The sequence below is a fragment of the Streptomyces sp. IBSBF 3136 genome (assembly GCF_036815105.1).
Lineage (GTDB): Bacteria > Actinomycetota > Actinomycetes > Streptomycetales > Streptomycetaceae > Streptomyces.
Genome location: NZ_JAJSZC010000202.1, coordinates 1 through 14274 on the forward strand (window position 1 = coordinate 1; position 14274 = coordinate 14274).

The 14274-nt window shown below is 70.1% G+C and carries 15 protein-coding genes and 1 tRNA gene; 5 read left to right on the top strand and 11 right to left on the bottom strand.

The window, feature by feature from the left end; genetic code table 11:
• Positions 1-173: 173 nt before the first annotated feature.
• A complete protein-coding gene (locus V7E45_RS31475) occupies positions 174-629 on the bottom strand; it encodes a GNAT family N-acetyltransferase (RefSeq protein WP_333777634.1) in 456 nt (151 codons plus the stop codon).
• Positions 630-895: 266 nt separating this feature from the next.
• Here V7E45_RS31475 and V7E45_RS31480 point away from each other — a divergent pair, with 266 nt between their 5' ends.
• Complete coding sequence (locus V7E45_RS31480) at positions 896-1663, top strand: response regulator transcription factor (RefSeq protein WP_333777635.1); 768 nt, start codon at positions 896-898, stop codon at positions 1661-1663.
• On the opposite strand, the gene V7E45_RS31485 is transcribed toward V7E45_RS31480, so the two are convergent.
• Positions 1622-2119, bottom strand: coding sequence for a MarR family winged helix-turn-helix transcriptional regulator (locus V7E45_RS31485; RefSeq protein ID WP_333777636.1), 498 nt, complete (start codon positions 2117-2119; stop codon positions 1622-1624). The genes V7E45_RS31480 and V7E45_RS31485 overlap by 42 nt on opposite strands.
• Positions 2120-2208: 89 nt before the next feature.
• On the opposite strand from V7E45_RS31485, the gene V7E45_RS31490 reads away from it, so the two are divergent.
• Positions 2209-3027, top strand: a complete 819-nt coding sequence (locus V7E45_RS31490; RefSeq protein WP_333777637.1) for a trans-aconitate 2-methyltransferase — start codon at positions 2209-2211, stop codon at positions 3025-3027.
• A 2-nt stretch (positions 3028-3029) separates the two neighbouring features.
• The gene (locus V7E45_RS31495) at positions 3030-3389 is read left to right on the top strand and encodes a VOC family protein (protein WP_333777647.1); all 360 of its coding nucleotides are present in this window, start codon (positions 3030-3032) and stop codon (positions 3387-3389) included.
• 2 nt (positions 3390-3391) lie between these two features.
• On the opposite strand, the gene V7E45_RS31500 is transcribed toward V7E45_RS31495, so the two are convergent.
• Positions 3392-4069, bottom strand: coding sequence for a TetR/AcrR family transcriptional regulator (locus V7E45_RS31500; protein ID WP_333777638.1), 678 nt, complete (start codon positions 4067-4069; stop codon positions 3392-3394).
• The gene (locus V7E45_RS31505; protein ID WP_333777639.1) at positions 4066-5073 is read right to left on the bottom strand and encodes an acyl-CoA desaturase; all 1008 of its coding nucleotides are present in this window, start codon (positions 5071-5073) and stop codon (positions 4066-4068) included. The genes V7E45_RS31500 and V7E45_RS31505 overlap by 4 nt, the downstream gene beginning before the upstream one ends.
• 309 nt (positions 5074-5382) lie before the next feature.
• On the opposite strand from V7E45_RS31505, the gene ppc reads away from it, so the two are divergent.
• Positions 5383-8115 carry a phosphoenolpyruvate carboxylase gene (ppc, locus tag V7E45_RS31510; protein WP_333777640.1) on the top strand — a complete coding sequence of 911 codons (2733 nt, stop codon included), beginning with the start codon at positions 5383-5385 and terminating at the stop codon, positions 8113-8115.
• Between the two features lie 76 nt (positions 8116-8191).
• Here the strand turns inward: ppc and V7E45_RS31515 are convergent, their stop codons facing one another.
• The 7 genes from V7E45_RS31515 to V7E45_RS31545 all read right to left on the bottom strand — a co-directional run bounded on the left by V7E45_RS31515 (position 8192) and on the right by V7E45_RS31545 (position 13281).
• On the bottom strand, positions 8192-8698 hold the full coding sequence (locus V7E45_RS31515; RefSeq protein WP_333777641.1) for a hypothetical protein: 507 nt from the start codon (positions 8696-8698) through the stop codon (positions 8192-8194).
• A 51-nt stretch (positions 8699-8749) separates the two neighbouring features.
• Positions 8750-9352: an aminoacyl-tRNA hydrolase gene (gene pth, locus V7E45_RS31520; protein ID WP_333777642.1), complete on the bottom strand. Its 603-nt coding sequence runs from the start codon at positions 9350-9352 to the stop codon at positions 8750-8752.
• Positions 9353-9421: 69 nt separating this feature from the next.
• On the bottom strand, positions 9422-10018 hold the full coding sequence (locus V7E45_RS31525) for a 50S ribosomal protein L25/general stress protein Ctc (RefSeq protein WP_333777643.1): 597 nt from the start codon (positions 10016-10018) through the stop codon (positions 9422-9424).
• 205 nt (positions 10019-10223) lie between these two features.
• Positions 10224-11204, bottom strand: coding sequence for a ribose-phosphate diphosphokinase (locus V7E45_RS31530; RefSeq protein WP_319148089.1), 981 nt, complete (start codon positions 11202-11204; stop codon positions 10224-10226).
• 152 nt (positions 11205-11356) lie between these two features.
• On the bottom strand, positions 11357-12805 hold the full coding sequence (gene glmU, locus V7E45_RS31535; RefSeq protein WP_333777644.1) for a bifunctional UDP-N-acetylglucosamine diphosphorylase/glucosamine-1-phosphate N-acetyltransferase GlmU: 1449 nt from the start codon (positions 12803-12805) through the stop codon (positions 11357-11359).
• 120 nt (positions 12806-12925) lie between these two features.
• A tRNA-Gln gene (locus V7E45_RS31540) sits at positions 12926-12997 on the bottom strand.
• Positions 12998-13065: 68 nt separating this feature from the next.
• Positions 13066-13281, bottom strand: coding sequence for a hypothetical protein (locus V7E45_RS31545; protein WP_333777645.1), 216 nt, complete (start codon positions 13279-13281; stop codon positions 13066-13068).
• A gap of 166 nt (positions 13282-13447) precedes the next feature.
• Between V7E45_RS31545 and V7E45_RS31550 the strand changes: the two genes are divergently transcribed.
• Positions 13448-14274 (top strand): sensor histidine kinase (locus tag V7E45_RS31550; protein WP_333777646.1); only part of this gene is annotated, 827 nt, incomplete at its 3' end.

The following is a 14274-nucleotide window of genomic DNA, read 5'->3' on the forward strand; positions in this document are numbered from 1 at the left end:
CCGCCCACCCCAGCCGCGGCCCCGGCGGTCGTTGGAGCCTCAGCCGCCACCGCCGGTGGGGCCGCCGCGGCGCAGGATCCCGCCCCGGCCGGCCTACCCGCCGGCACCCGCTCCGCCTCCGCCGCTGCCCTCGCCCCCTCCGTCGTCCTCCCCGCCGGAGGAGTGAGCGCCGGTCAGGCCAGCCGCTTCGTCAGCGTGTACTCCGTGATTCCGGGGGGATAGTCGGGGATCACGCAGACCACGTCGTAGCCCTGCCTGGTGTAGAAGGACGGGGCCTGGAAGTCCCAGGTCTCCAGGCGGGACGCCGTGCAGCCGCGGTCCGTGCGGGCGATGCGTTCGGCGCGGGCGAGCAGGTGGCCGCCCAGGCCCGCCCCGCGGTGTCGGGCGTCGACCCACAGGTAGGTGACGTGCAGCCAGGTCGTCCAGGTGTGGCCGACCAGACCGCCGGCCAGATCGCCGGCGGGGTCGAGCGCCCAGACGTGGAGGGGGACTTCGCGTTCGCCGGGTGTGCCGCGCAGGGCCGCCAGGACGGGGGACGCCGCCGTGTTGGTGTCCCGCAGCCGCGAGCGGAGCAGATCACGTCGGCCTTTGTCGACTTCCGCCTCAATACGAAACATGCGGCACACCATAAACGTGCCGGACGGCCAGTTCTGTAAATCGCCTTCCGCTCCCTGCCGCCATCCGTACTCTGATGAGCAGCACCGGTGGGGGCCGGTGCAGATCAGGGGGCGAGACAAGCGGGTACGGCGCCCGCGGTGGGGGTAGCAGTTTCCGCAAACGGCGGCGGCCGTGCGCGGTCGGGCGTTCCTTCCGCGGGTGTCGTGTCCGCGCGCGTCGTCGTTCTCCGGACCTTGGCTATCCCCTGCTCCACTAGGAGCCCGGGGAAGGGGGTTTCGTGGTTCGCATCCGAGTCCTGGTCGTCGACGACCACCGCATCTTCGCCGAGTCGCTCGCCGCGGCACTGGCCGCGGAGCCCGACGTCGACGTCTCCGCCGCGGGCAGCGGCCCGGCCGCGCTGCGCTGTCTGGAGCGCGCGGCCACCGAGGGCCGCCGCTACGACGTCCTGCTCGTCGACGCCGACCTCGGCGGCAACCTGCCTGGCGCCCGCCCGGCCGTCCCCGTGCGGGAGGGCAACGAGGAGGGCCTGGTGGACGGGATCTCCCTGGTCGCCGGCGTCCGCTCGGCCCAGCCCTCGGTGCGCACGGTGGTCATCGCCGAGAAGGACGATCCCCGCCGCGCGGCCCTCGCGCTGGGGGCCGGCGCCTCCGGCTGGGTCGCCAAGGACAGTTCGCTGTCCCGGCTGCTGACGGTGATCCGGGGCGTGCTGCGCGACGAGACGCATCTGCCGCCCGCCCTGCTCACCGGCGTCCTCAAGGAGCTGACGGCCGCGCGCAAGCACCGCACCGAGAGCGAGCGGCTGGTGGAGTCGCTGACCCCGCGCGAGCGGGAAGTGCTGCGCTGCATGGTCGCGGGCCTCGGCCGCAAGGCCGTCGCCGAGCGGCTGTTCCTCTCCCCGCACACCGTGCGCACCCACATGCAGAACGTCCTCGGCAAGCTGGGCGTGCACTCGACCCTGGCCGCCGTGGCGCTCGCGCGCCGGGCGGGCGTGGGTCCGGCCGACCTAACCGGGGATGTTGTCGAACGGGGCGGTCAGCTGGCGTAGCAGGGCCGCCAGTTCGGCGCGCTGGGCGCGGGACAGCTCGGCGAGGATCGCCCGCTCCTGGTCCAGCAGGCCCGCCAGCGCCTGGTCCGCGCGTTCCTGGCCGGTCTCGGTCAGCCGGACCAGCACACCCCGCCGGTCGCTGGGATCGGGCAGCCGCTCGACCAGGCCCTTCTTGGTGAGCCGGTCGATCCGGTTGGTCATCGTGCCCGAGGTGACCAGCGTCTGGGTGAGCAGCTGCCCGGGCGAGAGCTGGTACGGCGTCCCCGCGCGCCGCAGCGCGGTCAGCACGTCGAACTCCCAGGGCTCGAGCTGGTGCTCGGCGAAGGCGAGCCGCCGCGCGCGGTCCAGGTGCCGGGCCAGCCTGCTCACCCGGCTGAGCACCTCCAGCGGCTCCACGTCGAGGTCCGGGCGCTCCCGGCGCCACGCTGCGACCAGCCGATCGACCTCGTCCTCCATGGGGATCAGTGTAGTGGTTGTGTCGACATGAAGTCTCTTGATCTCAAGTCTCTTGACATCGAGATAAATGCCCGGGGAGAGTGGACCCCATGACACACGCCAACCCCGCCTGGGACCCCGCCCAGTACCTCCGCCACGCCGGCCACCGCACCCGCCCCTTCACCGATCTCCTCGCCCGTGTCCCCGACCTGCCCACCGACCGTCCCCGCATCGCCGACCTCGGCTGCGGCCCCGGCAACGTCACCGTCCTGCTCACCGAACGCTGGCCCACCGCCCACGTCACCGGCCACGACAACTCACCTGCGATGCTCGACCGCGCCCACACCGAACACGAGGGCCCCACCCCCGGCGGCGGCCACCTCGACTTCGCCCACGCCGACGTCACCACCTGGACCCCTGCCGAGCCGTACGACCTGATCGTCTCCAACGCCACCCTGCAGTGGGTCCCCGGCCACGCCGACCGCTTCGCCGACTGGATCGCCGGACTGCGTCCCGGCGGCACCTTCGCCTTCCAGGTCCCCGACAACATCGACGCCCCGCTGCACGCCCTCATGCGCGAGCTCGCCGCCACCCCCCGCTGGCAGTCCCTCCTCGGCGACGTACTGCGCCGCACCGACTCCGTGCACACACCCGACGTCTACCTGGACCGTCTCGCCCGCCTCGGCTGCGCCACCGACGTGTGGCAGACGACGTACCTGCACGTCCTCGAGGGACCGGACGCCGTCCTCGACTGGGTCAAGGGCACCGGCCTGCGGCCCGCCCTCACCGCGCTCGCCGACGACCCCGAGGCCCGCGACGCCTTCGTCACCGAATACCGGGATCTGCTGCGCCGGGCCTACCCGAGCGCCCCCTACGGCACCGTGATGCCGTTCCGCCGGCTGTTCGCCGTCGCCACCAAGGAGGCGTGAGCATGTTCGCCGCCGTCGACCATGTGCAGCTCGCCGCACCACCCGGGACGGAGGACGCGCTGCGCGCGTACTACGCCGGCGTCCTCGGCATGACCGAGATCCCCAAGCCGCCCGCGCTCGCGCGCCGCGGCGGATGCTGGTTCCGGGCCGGAGCCGTACAGCTCCACCTGGGTGTCGAAGAGGACTTCCGGCCCGCGAGGAAGGCCCACCCCGGGCTGCGGGTGACCGGCATCGACGACCTGGCCGCCCGACTCACCGCCCACGGCGCCCCGGTGACCTGGGACGACGACCTGCCCGGCCACCGCCGCTGCTACTCCGAGGACCCCGTCGGCAACCGGCTGGAGTTCCTCCAGCCGTACTGACCTCAGCTCTTGCGGTGCCCGATCAGGCGCGGCTTCTGCTCCAGCCCGTCCAGACCGTGCCACGCCAGGTTCACCAGATGCGCGGCGACCTCGGCCTTCCTCGGCCGGCGCACGTCCAGCCACCACTGCCCCGTCAGCGCGACCATGCCCACCAGGGCCTGCGCGTACAGCGGGGCCAGCTTCGGGTCGAAACCACGGCTCTTGAACTCACGCCCCAGGATGTCCTCCACCTGGGTGGCGATGTCGGAGATCAGCGAGGCGAACGTCCCCGTCGACTGAGGGATCGGGGAGTCCCGCACCAGGATGCGGAAACCGTCCGTGTACTCCTCGATGTAGTCCAGCAGCGCGAAGGCCGCCTGCTCGCACAGCTCACGCGGATGGCCCGCGGTCAGCGAACCGGTCACCATGTCCAGCAGCCGCCGCATCTCGCGGTCCACCACCACCGCGTACAGGCCCTCCTTGCCGCCGAAGTGCTCGTACACCACCGGCTTGGACACCCCGGCCTTCGCCGCGATCTCCTCCACCGACGTGCCCTCGAAGCCCTTCGCCGCGAAAAGCGTGCGACCGATCTCCAGCAGCTGCTGGCGTCGCTCCGCACCGGTCATACGCGTCCGGCGGGTCCGCCGCTGCTTGTCATTTCCGGAATTGCTGCTGGGATCGGTCGCCACGGCGTCAATCATGCCGCTTCGGCGGTCCCCTTCCGGCGTCGGAAACCGTCTTCCCCGGTGTTACGCCGCGAATCGATACGCGAGCGTGACGGCCAGCGCACGTCGTACGCCCAGCCGAGCCGCTCGAACCAGCGGATGAAACGCGCCGAGGAGTCGATCTGCCCGCGCATCACCCCGTGCCGGGCCGACGTCGGGTCCGCGTGGTGCAGGTTGTGCCAGGACTCCCCGCACGACAGCACCGCCAGCCACCACACGTTGCCCGAACGGTCCCGCGACTTGAACGGCCGCTTGCCCACCGCGTGACAGATCGAGTTGATCGACCACGTCACATGGTGCAGTAGCGCCACCCGGACGAGTGAGCCCCAGAAGAAGGCGGTGAACGCGCCCCACCACGACATCGTGACCAGCCCGCCGATCAGCGGAGGCAGCAGCAGCGACACGAGCGTCCAGAGCACGAACTGCCGGGAGATCGCCCGGATCGCACCGTCCTTGATCAGATCCGGCGCGTACTTCTCCTGCGGCGTCTGCTCCTCGTCGAACATCCACGCGATGTGCGCCCACCACAGGCCCTTCAGCAGCGCGGGCACCGTCTCCCCGAACCGCCACGGCGAATGCGGATCGCCCTCCGCGTCGGAGAACTTGTGGTGCCTGCGGTGATCCGCCACCCAGCGCACCAGCGGGCCCTCGACCGCCAGCGACCCCATGATCGCCAGAGCGATCCGCAACGGCCGCTTCGCCTTGAACGAACCATGGGTGAAGTACCGGTGGAAACCGATCGTGATGCCGTGGCACCCCAGGAAGTAGAAGAACACCAGCAGGCTCAGATCGAGCCAGCTCACCCCCCAGCCCCAGGCCAGCGGCACGGCCGCCACCAGCGCCAGGAACGGCACGGTGATGAACAGGAGCAGCGTGATCTGCTCGATCGAACGCTTCTGCTCGCCGCCCAGCGTGGCGGAAGGGGTGGAGGTGTCGTTGGCCGAACGGGCTTCGTCGATCACATCGGAACTTGACGTCATGCGCGTCCCCTGTGGGGTCGAGGGTAGAGACAGATACCGGGGCCACCGGAGCCGGATGCGACGCGAAGCGGTGCATTCCCTACGGTTCCGTAACCTACGGCGACGTAAGTATGGCAGCGCGCCGCTCGGCGGCAAGAGCCCGAGAGCCTGCGCGTCTCCATGGACACCTATCCTTGGAGTCGGTCGGACAGCGCGGTCCGCTCTGATTCCTTCCCGGATCATCCGGCCCGTAAGCGGCACCAGCCGCCGGTGGTCGGATGCCCCGGGTTCCCTCCCGGACGAGCTTCAACACTGCAAGGAGCCGCACCTGTGAGCAGTGCCGACGACCAGACCACCACGACCAGCACCGAGCTGCGCGCCGACATCCGGCGATTGGGTGACCTCCTGGGCGAGACCCTCGTGCGCCAGGAAGGACCCGAGCTCCTCGACCTGGTCGAGAAGGTCCGCCGCCTCACCCGCGAGGACGGCGAGGCCGCCGCCGAGCTGCTGCGCGGCATCGAACTGGACACCGCGGCCAAGCTGGTCCGCGCCTTCTCCACCTACTTCCACCTGGCCAACGTCACGGAACAGGTGCACCGCGGCCGGGAACTGCGCGCCAGGCGCGCCGCCGAAGGCGGTCTCATCGCCCGCACGGCCGACCGCCTCAAGGACGCCGATCCCGAGCACCTGCGGCAGACCGTCGAGCACCTCAACGTGCGCCCCGTCTTCACCGCGCACCCCACCGAAGCCGCACGCCGCTCGGTCCTCAACAAGCTCCGCCGCGTCGCCGCCCTCCTGGACACCCCCGTCCTCGACTCCGACCGCCGCCGCCACGACGTCCGCCTCGCGGAGAACATCGACCTCGTCTGGCAGACCGACGAACTCCGCGTCGTCCGCCCCGAGCCCGCCGACGAGGCCCGCAACGCCATCTACTACCTCGACGAACTGCACGCCGACGCCGTCGGCGACGTCCTCGAGGACCTCACCGCCGAACTCGAACGCGTCGGGGTCAAGCTCCCCGACCACGCCCGCCCCCTCACCTTCGGCACCTGGATCGGCGGCGACCGCGACGGCAACCCCAACGTCACCCCCCAGGTCACCTGGGACGTCCTCATCCTCCAGCACGAGCACGGCATCAACGACGCCCTGGAGATGATCGACGAACTGCGCGGACTGCTCTCCAACTCCATCCGCTACGCCGGCGCCACCCAGGAACTCCTCGACTCCCTCGACGCCGACCTGGAACGGCTCCCCGAGATCAGCCCCCGCTACAAGCGCCTCAACGCCGAGGAGCCCTACCGGCTCAAGGCCACCTGCATCCGCCAGAAGCTCGAGAACACCAAGCAGCGCCTCGCCAAGGGCATCGCCCACGAAGAGGGCCGCGACTACCTCGGCACCGGCGAGCTCCTCGCCGACCTGCGGATCATCCAGGCCTCCCTGCGGGAACACCGGGGCGCCCTCTTCGCCGACGGCCGCCTCAACCGCACCATCCGCACCCTCGCCGCCTTCGGCCTCCAGCTCGCCACCATGGACGTCCGCGAACACGCCGACGCCCACCACCACGCCCTCGGCCAGCTCTTCGACCGCCTGGGCGAGGAGTCCTGGCGCTACGCCGACATGCCCCGCGACTACCGCGCCAAGCTCCTCGCCAAGGAACTGCGCTCCCGCCGGCCCCTCGCCCCCAGCCCCGCCCCCGTCGACGCGGCCGGCCAGAAGACCCTCGGCGTCTTCGAGACCGTCAAGAAGGCCCTCGCGGTCTTCGGCCCCGAAGTCATCGAGTCCTACATCATCTCCATGTGCCAGGGCGCCGACGACGTCTTCGCCGCCGCCGTCCTCGCCCGCGAGGCCGGACTCCTCGACCTCCACGCCGGCTGGGCCAAGATCGGCATCGTGCCCCTCCTGGAGACCACCGACGAGCTGCGCGCCGCCGACACCATCCTGGAGGACATGCTCTCCGACCCGTCCTACCGGCGCCTCGTCGCGCTGCGTGGCGACGTCCAGGAGGTCATGCTCGGCTACTCCGACTCCTCCAAGTTCGGCGGCATCACCACCAGCCAGTGGGAGATCCACCGCGCCCAGCGCCGGCTGCGCGACGTCGCCCACCGCTACGGCGTCCGGCTGCGCCTGTTCCACGGCCGCGGCGGCACCGTCGGCCGCGGCGGCGGCCCCTCGCACGACGCGATCCTCGCCCAGCCCTGGGGCACCCTGGAGGGCGAGATCAAGGTGACCGAGCAGGGCGAGGTCATCTCCGACAAGTACCTGATCCCCTCCCTCGCCCGGGAGAACCTGGAGCTGACGGTCGCCGCCACCCTCCAGGCGTCCGCCCTGCACACCGCGCCCCGCCAGTCCGACGAGGCGCTCGCCCGCTGGGACGCGGCCATGGACGTCGTCTCCGACGCCGCCCACGCCGCCTACCGGCGGCTCGTCGAGGACCCCGACCTGCCGACGTACTTCCTCGCCTCCACGCCCGTCGACCAGCTCGCCGAGCTGCACCTGGGCTCGCGGCCCTCCCGCCGCCCCGGCTCGGGTGTCTCGCTCGACGGTCTGCGCGCCATCCCGTGGGTGTTCGGCTGGACCCAGTCCCGGCAGATCGTGCCCGGCTGGTTCGGCGTCGGCTCCGGCCTCAAGGCACTGCGGGAAACCGGTCTGGACACCGTGCTCGGCGAGATGCACGAACAGTGGCACTTCTTCCGCAACTTCATCTCCAACGTCGAGATGACCCTCGCCAAGACCGACCTGCGCATCGCCCAGCACTACGTCGACACCCTCGTCCCCGACGAGCTCAAGCACGTCTTCGACACCATCAGGGCCGAACACGAACTGACCGTCCGCGAGGTCCTCCGGGTCACCGGCGAACAGGAACTCCTCGCCGCCCAGCCCGTCCTCAAGCAGACCTTCAGCATCCGCGACGCCTACCTGGACCCCATCTCCTACCTCCAGGTCACCCTGCTCAAGCGCCAGCGCGACGCGGCCGCCGCCGGCGTCTCACCCGACCCGCTGCTCTCCCGCGCCCTGCTCCTCACCGTCAACGGCGTGGCCGCCGGCCTGCGCAACACCGGCTGACCCGCCCCTCGACGAACAGTGCCCCCGGGGTCGTACGACCCCGGGGGCACTGTTCGTCCGCACTCACCGCGCCGGACTACCGCACCGCCACGAACGCCGACGTCAGCAGAGCCGCACCCGAAAGACCCAGCGCCCACGCCAACCGTGTCAGCCGCATCCCGCCGGCCACCACCACCGAGGCCAGCAGCAACGCCCCGCCCAGCGGCAGCCAGGCGTAGAGGATCCCGGCAGGTCCCGAACGCACCGCGTCCCCGGTGCCCGGCTTCAGGACGACGTCGTACGTCCGCCCCTGGCGCACCGCCACCGACTTCCCCAGCTCCACCCGCGCGTGCGACGGCGCCCCCGCCGACCCCGGCGAGAACGGCCCGCTGCACGTGTCACCCGAACACGCGGTCACCCGCACCGTGCCCCGCTCGCGCCCCTTGGTCAGCATCACGTGCTGGGCGGTCCCCCAGGAACCCCACACCCCCGCGAAGAGGATCAGCGCGGCGAGGGCACCCGTCGTCGCGACCCGCCCGAACCGCAACGCGGACACGGACGCCCGGCGGGCGGAGCTGGCAGAGGCAGGCATGGCCGGGATCATTGGCCAAACTCCCACGCGTGGTCAACTCAGGTGTCCGCGTCGAACCACATGTCAGGAGTTGTACGCGCTCTGCGCCCGCTCCAGGCCCTCGGACACCAGGCTCTCCACCGAGTCCGCCGCCCGGTCCACGAAGTAGTCCAGCTCCTTGCGCTCCGCCGACGAGAAGTCCTTCAGCACGAAGTCCGCCACCTGCATACGACCCGGCGGACGCCCGATCCCGAACCGCACCCGGTGGTACTCCGCCCCCATCGCCTTGGTCATCGACTTCAGCCCGTTGTGGCCGTTGTCGCCACCCCCCAGCTTCAGCCGCAGCGTGCCGTAGTCGATGTCCAGCTCGTCGTGCACCGCCACGACGTTCGCCACCGGCACCTTGTAGAAGTCCCGCAGCGCGTTCACCGGACCCCCCGACAGGTTCATGAACGACATCGGCTTCGCCAGGATCACCCGCCGGTTGGCCGGGCCCACCGGACCCATCCGCCCTTCCAGCACCTGCGCCTGCGCCTTGCCCGCCCGCTTGAACTTCCCCCCGATCCGCTCCGCCAGCAGATCCACCACCATGAACCCGACGTTGTGCCGGTTCATCGCGTACTCCGGCCCCGGATTACCGAGCCCCACGATCAGCCAGGGGCCCTCAGCGGGAGTGCTCACGTCCATGTCTCCTTGATACGCGCCAGCCGCTGTCCCCCACGGGAACAGCGGCTGGCGAAACGACGACTACGAGGATCAGGCCTCGGCGACTTCCTCGCCCTCGGTCTCCTCGCCCTCCACGGCCTCCTCGACCTGCGCCTGCAGGACCTGGAGGACGACCGTGTCATCCTCGACGGCCAGCGAGATGCCGGACGGCAGGGCGATGTCCTTGGCGAGGACGGAGGCGCCGGCCTCCAGGCCCTCCACGGAGACCGTGAACGACTCGGGGATGTGCGTGGCCTCGGCCTCGACCGGCAGCGCGTTCAGCACGTGCTCGAGCAGGTTGCCACCCGGGGCCAGCTCGCCCTCGGCGTGCACCGGAACCTCGACCGTGACCTTCTCGCCGCGCTTGACCAGCTGCAGGTCGACGTGCTCCAGGAAGCCCTTCAGCGGGTCACGCTGCACGGACTTCGGGATCGCCAGCTCGTTGCTCTTGCCGTCGATGTCCAGGGAGATCAGGACGTTGGGCGTACGCAGCGCCAGCAGCAGCTCGTGGCCCGGCAGGGTCAGGTGCAGCGGGTCGGAACCGTGGCCGTACAGGACACCCGGAACCTTGTTGTCGCGGCGGATACGACGGGCGGCACCCTTGCCGAACTCGCTGCGCGTCTCGGCGGTGAGCTTCACCTCGGACATGTTGATCACTCCTCGTCAAACAGAAACGGACGTGGTCACCCGGCCACGAACGGCCTGCTACGAAGAGCGCGTCGATAACGGACAGCCGTCCCCGCATGAACGGAGTACGGCCTCCCTCGCCGAGCAACTGCAGCAGTCTACTCGGCAAGGGAGGCCGTACCCAAAAGGATCTTCAGTCAGCCCGCGTCAGGGCCCTGCAGAAACCTCACTGCTCGTCGAAGAGGCTGGTCACCGAGCCGTCCTGGAACACCTCGCGCACCGCGCTCGCGATCGTCGGGGCGATCGACAGCACCTTGATCTTGTCCATGTCCGCAGCCAGCTCACCCGGCGTCGGCAGCGTGTTCGTGAACACGAACTCACTCACCCGCGAGTTCTTCAGACGATCCGCCGCCGGCCCCGACAGCACACCGTGCGTCGCCGTCACGATGACGTCCTCCGCACCGTGCGCGAACAGCGCGTCCGCCGCCGCACAGATCGTGCCACCCGTGTCGATCATGTCGTCGACCAGCACACACACCCGGCCCTCGACCTCGCCCACGACCTCGTGGACGGTCACCTGGTTGGCCACGTCCTTGTCCCGGCGCTTGTGCACGATCGCCAGCGGCGCACCGAGCCGGTCGCACCAACGGTCCGCCACCCGCACCCGGCCCGCGTCCGGCGACACCACGGTCAGCTTCGACCGGTCCACCTTGCCGCCCACGTAGTCCGCCAGCAGCGGCAGCGCGAACAGGTGATCCACCGGACCGTCGAAGAAGCCCTGGATCTGGTCCGTGTGCAGATCCACCGTCAGGATCCGGTCGGCACCCGCGGTCTTCATCAGGTCCGCGATCAGACGCGCCGAGATCGGTTCACGACCGCGGTGCTTCTTGTCCTGCCGCGCGTAACCGTAGAACGGCACGATCACCGTGATGGAGCGGGCCGACGCACGCTTCAGCGCGTCGATCATGATCAGCTGCTCCATGATCCACTTGTTGATCGGAGCCGTGTGGCTCTGGATCAGGAAGCAGTCCGCACCTCGCGCCGACTCCTGGTAGCGAACGTAGATCTCGCCATTGGCGAAGTCGAAGGCCTTCGTCGGGACTACCCCGACATCCAGCTGCTGGGCGACCTCCTCGGCAAGCTCGGGGTGGGCGCGGCCGGAGAAGAACATCAACTTCTTCTCGCCGGTCGTCTTGATCCCGGTCACAGCACTGTCTCCTCAGAGGTTCTCAGCCAGCCGGCTGCTAGGTGACCTCTCGGCTGGGCATGAGAGGCCGTATCAGCTGGTAGGGGTGCAGGGTGCACTCGTGCGGATGTGCACTTATCACGGTACGCCGTGTTTGGCGCACCCGTTTCCGGTCAGCCCTCGCGCTCGCCCTGCCGCGACGCCGCCTCGGCCGCCTTCGCGGCCGCACTCCCAGGACGCTTACGGGCCACCCAACCCTCGATATTCCGCTGCTGACCGCGGGCCACGGCCAGCGAACCGGGCGGCACGTCCTTCGTGATCACGGACCCGGCGGCGGTGTAGGCACCGTCCCCGACCGTGACAGGAGCCACAAACATGTTGTCCGAACCCGTCTTGCAGTGCGACCCGACGGTCGTGTGGTGCTTGCTCTCGCCGTCGTAGTTCACGAACACACTCGCCGCACCGATGTTCGTGAAGTCGCCGATCGTCGCGTCACCCACGTACGACAGGTGCGGAACCTTCGTCCCCTCACCGATCGACGAGTTCTTGGTCTCCACGTACGTACCGATCTTGGCCTTCGCCCCCAGCCGCGTGCCCGGCCGCAGATACGCGTACGGACCCACCGACGCGCCCTCGCCGACCCGGGCACCGTCCGACACGGTGTTGTCCACCCGCGCCCCCCGGCCCACCCGGGTGTCCTTCAGCCGGCTGTTCGGACCCACCTCGGCGCCACCGCCGATGTGCGTCGAACCCGAGAGCTGCGTGTTCGGATGCACCACCGAGTCCTGCTCGAACGTCACGGTCACGTCCACCCACGTACTCGCCGGGTCCACCACCGTCACGCCGTCCAGCATCGCGCGGGTCAGCAGCCGGTCGTTGAGGATCCGGCGCGCCTCCGCGAGCTGTACGCGGTTGTTGATGCCCGCGATCTCCCGGTGGTCCCCGGCCACCGACGCACCGACCCGGTGCCCCGCCTCGCGCAGGATCCCCAGGACGTCCGTCAGGTACTCCTCGCCCTGGCTGTTGTCCGTCCGCACCTTCTTCAGCGCGTCCGCGAGCAGCGGCCCGTCGAACGCGAACACGCCACTGTTGATCTCCCGGATCGACCGCTCCGCGTCCGACGCGTCCTTGTGCTCCACGATCGCGGTCACGGCACCGGTCGCCTCGTCCCGCACGATCCGGCCGTAACCGGTCGCGTCCGGCACCTCGGCGGTCAGCACCGTCACGGCGTTGCCGTCCGCCTGGTGGGTCCCCGCGAGCCGCTTCAGCGTGTCCGCCGTCAGCAGTGGCGTGTCACCGCACACCACCACGACGGTCCCGTCCACGGACCCGCCCAGTTCCTCCAGGCCCATGCGCACGGCGTGCCCCGTGCCGTTCTGCTCCGCCTGCACGGCCGTGCGCACACCGGGGTCGATCTCGGTCAGGTGCGCGGCGACCTGCTCACGGGCGTGGCCCACGACGACGACCAGGTTCGCCGGGTCCAACTCACGAGCGGCGGCCAGCACATGACCGACCAGGGAACGGCCGCAGATCTGATGCAGGACCTTCGGCGTGGCCGACTTCATACGGGTGCCCTCACCCGCTGCGAGAACGACGACGGCTGCCGGGCGAATGGCGCTCACGGGGTTGCCCTTCGGCTCTGGATGGGTGGGGGTGACAGCCGCAGGATACCGGGGGGACATCGGGGGGAAATGAGCGCGGGCCCTGACAGCTGTTTCCCGGTCAGGACTCGAAGGTGTGTGCTCCCCTGCCAGGACTCGAACCTGGAACAAATCATCCAAAGTGACCCGTGTTGCCAATTACACCACAGGGGATGGCATATGTTGCCTAAACGGACATTTGATCAATCCGTTGAGGCCGCGGCACCTACTATGCCGCACCATCAGCCCTCGATGCGACGGTACAAGTCCGCACCCTTCAGGACTTTGATCACCAGACACCCTCGACAGGCCTCCTCTCCGGGGAAGTCGTCGTCGAAGACCTGCGGCTCGTCGCGGATCCGTCGCGGGCTGCGGCCCCCTCGGCGCAGGGCGATCGCTCGCTCCCGCAACGCATCGAACTCCTCATACCTGCCACTTTTGCCGGTCGCATGTGTCATACGCATACCGTCCGGGCGGAATACCGCGTTCCGGCATCGAACGGATGTGGATCGGCAGTTCGAGGGATATCGGGGGCTTTCGAGGTCCTTCGACGACGAGGTCCGGTCCGCGCGGGTAGGCGAAAGTCACCGGAAAAGCCTCCCCCCGCGCCCGTAGGCTGGACGCATGACCACGACGGGGGAAGAGCACGCCAGGGCCCTGACCGGCCCGTGGTGGTGGGCCAGGTGGCGCAGTGCGGTGCTCGACGGGAGTCTCGCCCTGGTGTCCGCGGTGGAGTGCGGTGCGGAGGGGATCCCGTTCGCGCGCGACGCGGGGATCCCGGTGTCGGTGGGGATCGTGTTCGGGCTGATCGCCGGTTCGGTGCTGCTGGTGCGCCGGAAGTGGCCGATCGCCGTCGTGCTGGTCGCGATCGCGATCACGCCGGCCCAGATGGGTTTCCTGATGGGCATCGTCGGCCTGTACACGCTGGCGGCGTGCGAGCTGCCGCGCCGGATCATCGCGGCGCTGGCCGGCATGAGTCTGCTGGGCATGATGATCGTGACGTTCGTGCGGGTCCGGCAGGACATGGCGCGGGGCGATCTGACCCTGGGCGACTGGTTCGTCCCGTTCGCCTCCATCACCACGTCCCTGGGGCTGACGGCGCCGCCGGTGCTGCTCGGGTTGTACGTGGGCGCGCGCCGCCGGCTGATGGAGAGCCTGCGGGAGCGGGCGGACAGTCTGGAGCGGGAGCTTCAGTTGCTCGCCGAGCGGGCCGAGGAGCGGGCCGAGTGGGCGCGGAACGAGGAGCGGACGCGGATCGCCCGGGAGATGCATGACGTCGTGGCGCACCGGGTGAGTCTGATGGTGGTGCACGCGGCGGCGTTGCAGGCGGTGGCGCGCAAGGACCCGGAGAAGGCCGTGAAGAACGCGGCGCTGGTGGGGGACATGGGGCGGCAGGCACTCACGGAGTTGCGGGAGATGCTGGGGGTGCTGCGGGCGGGAGAGGGCACGGG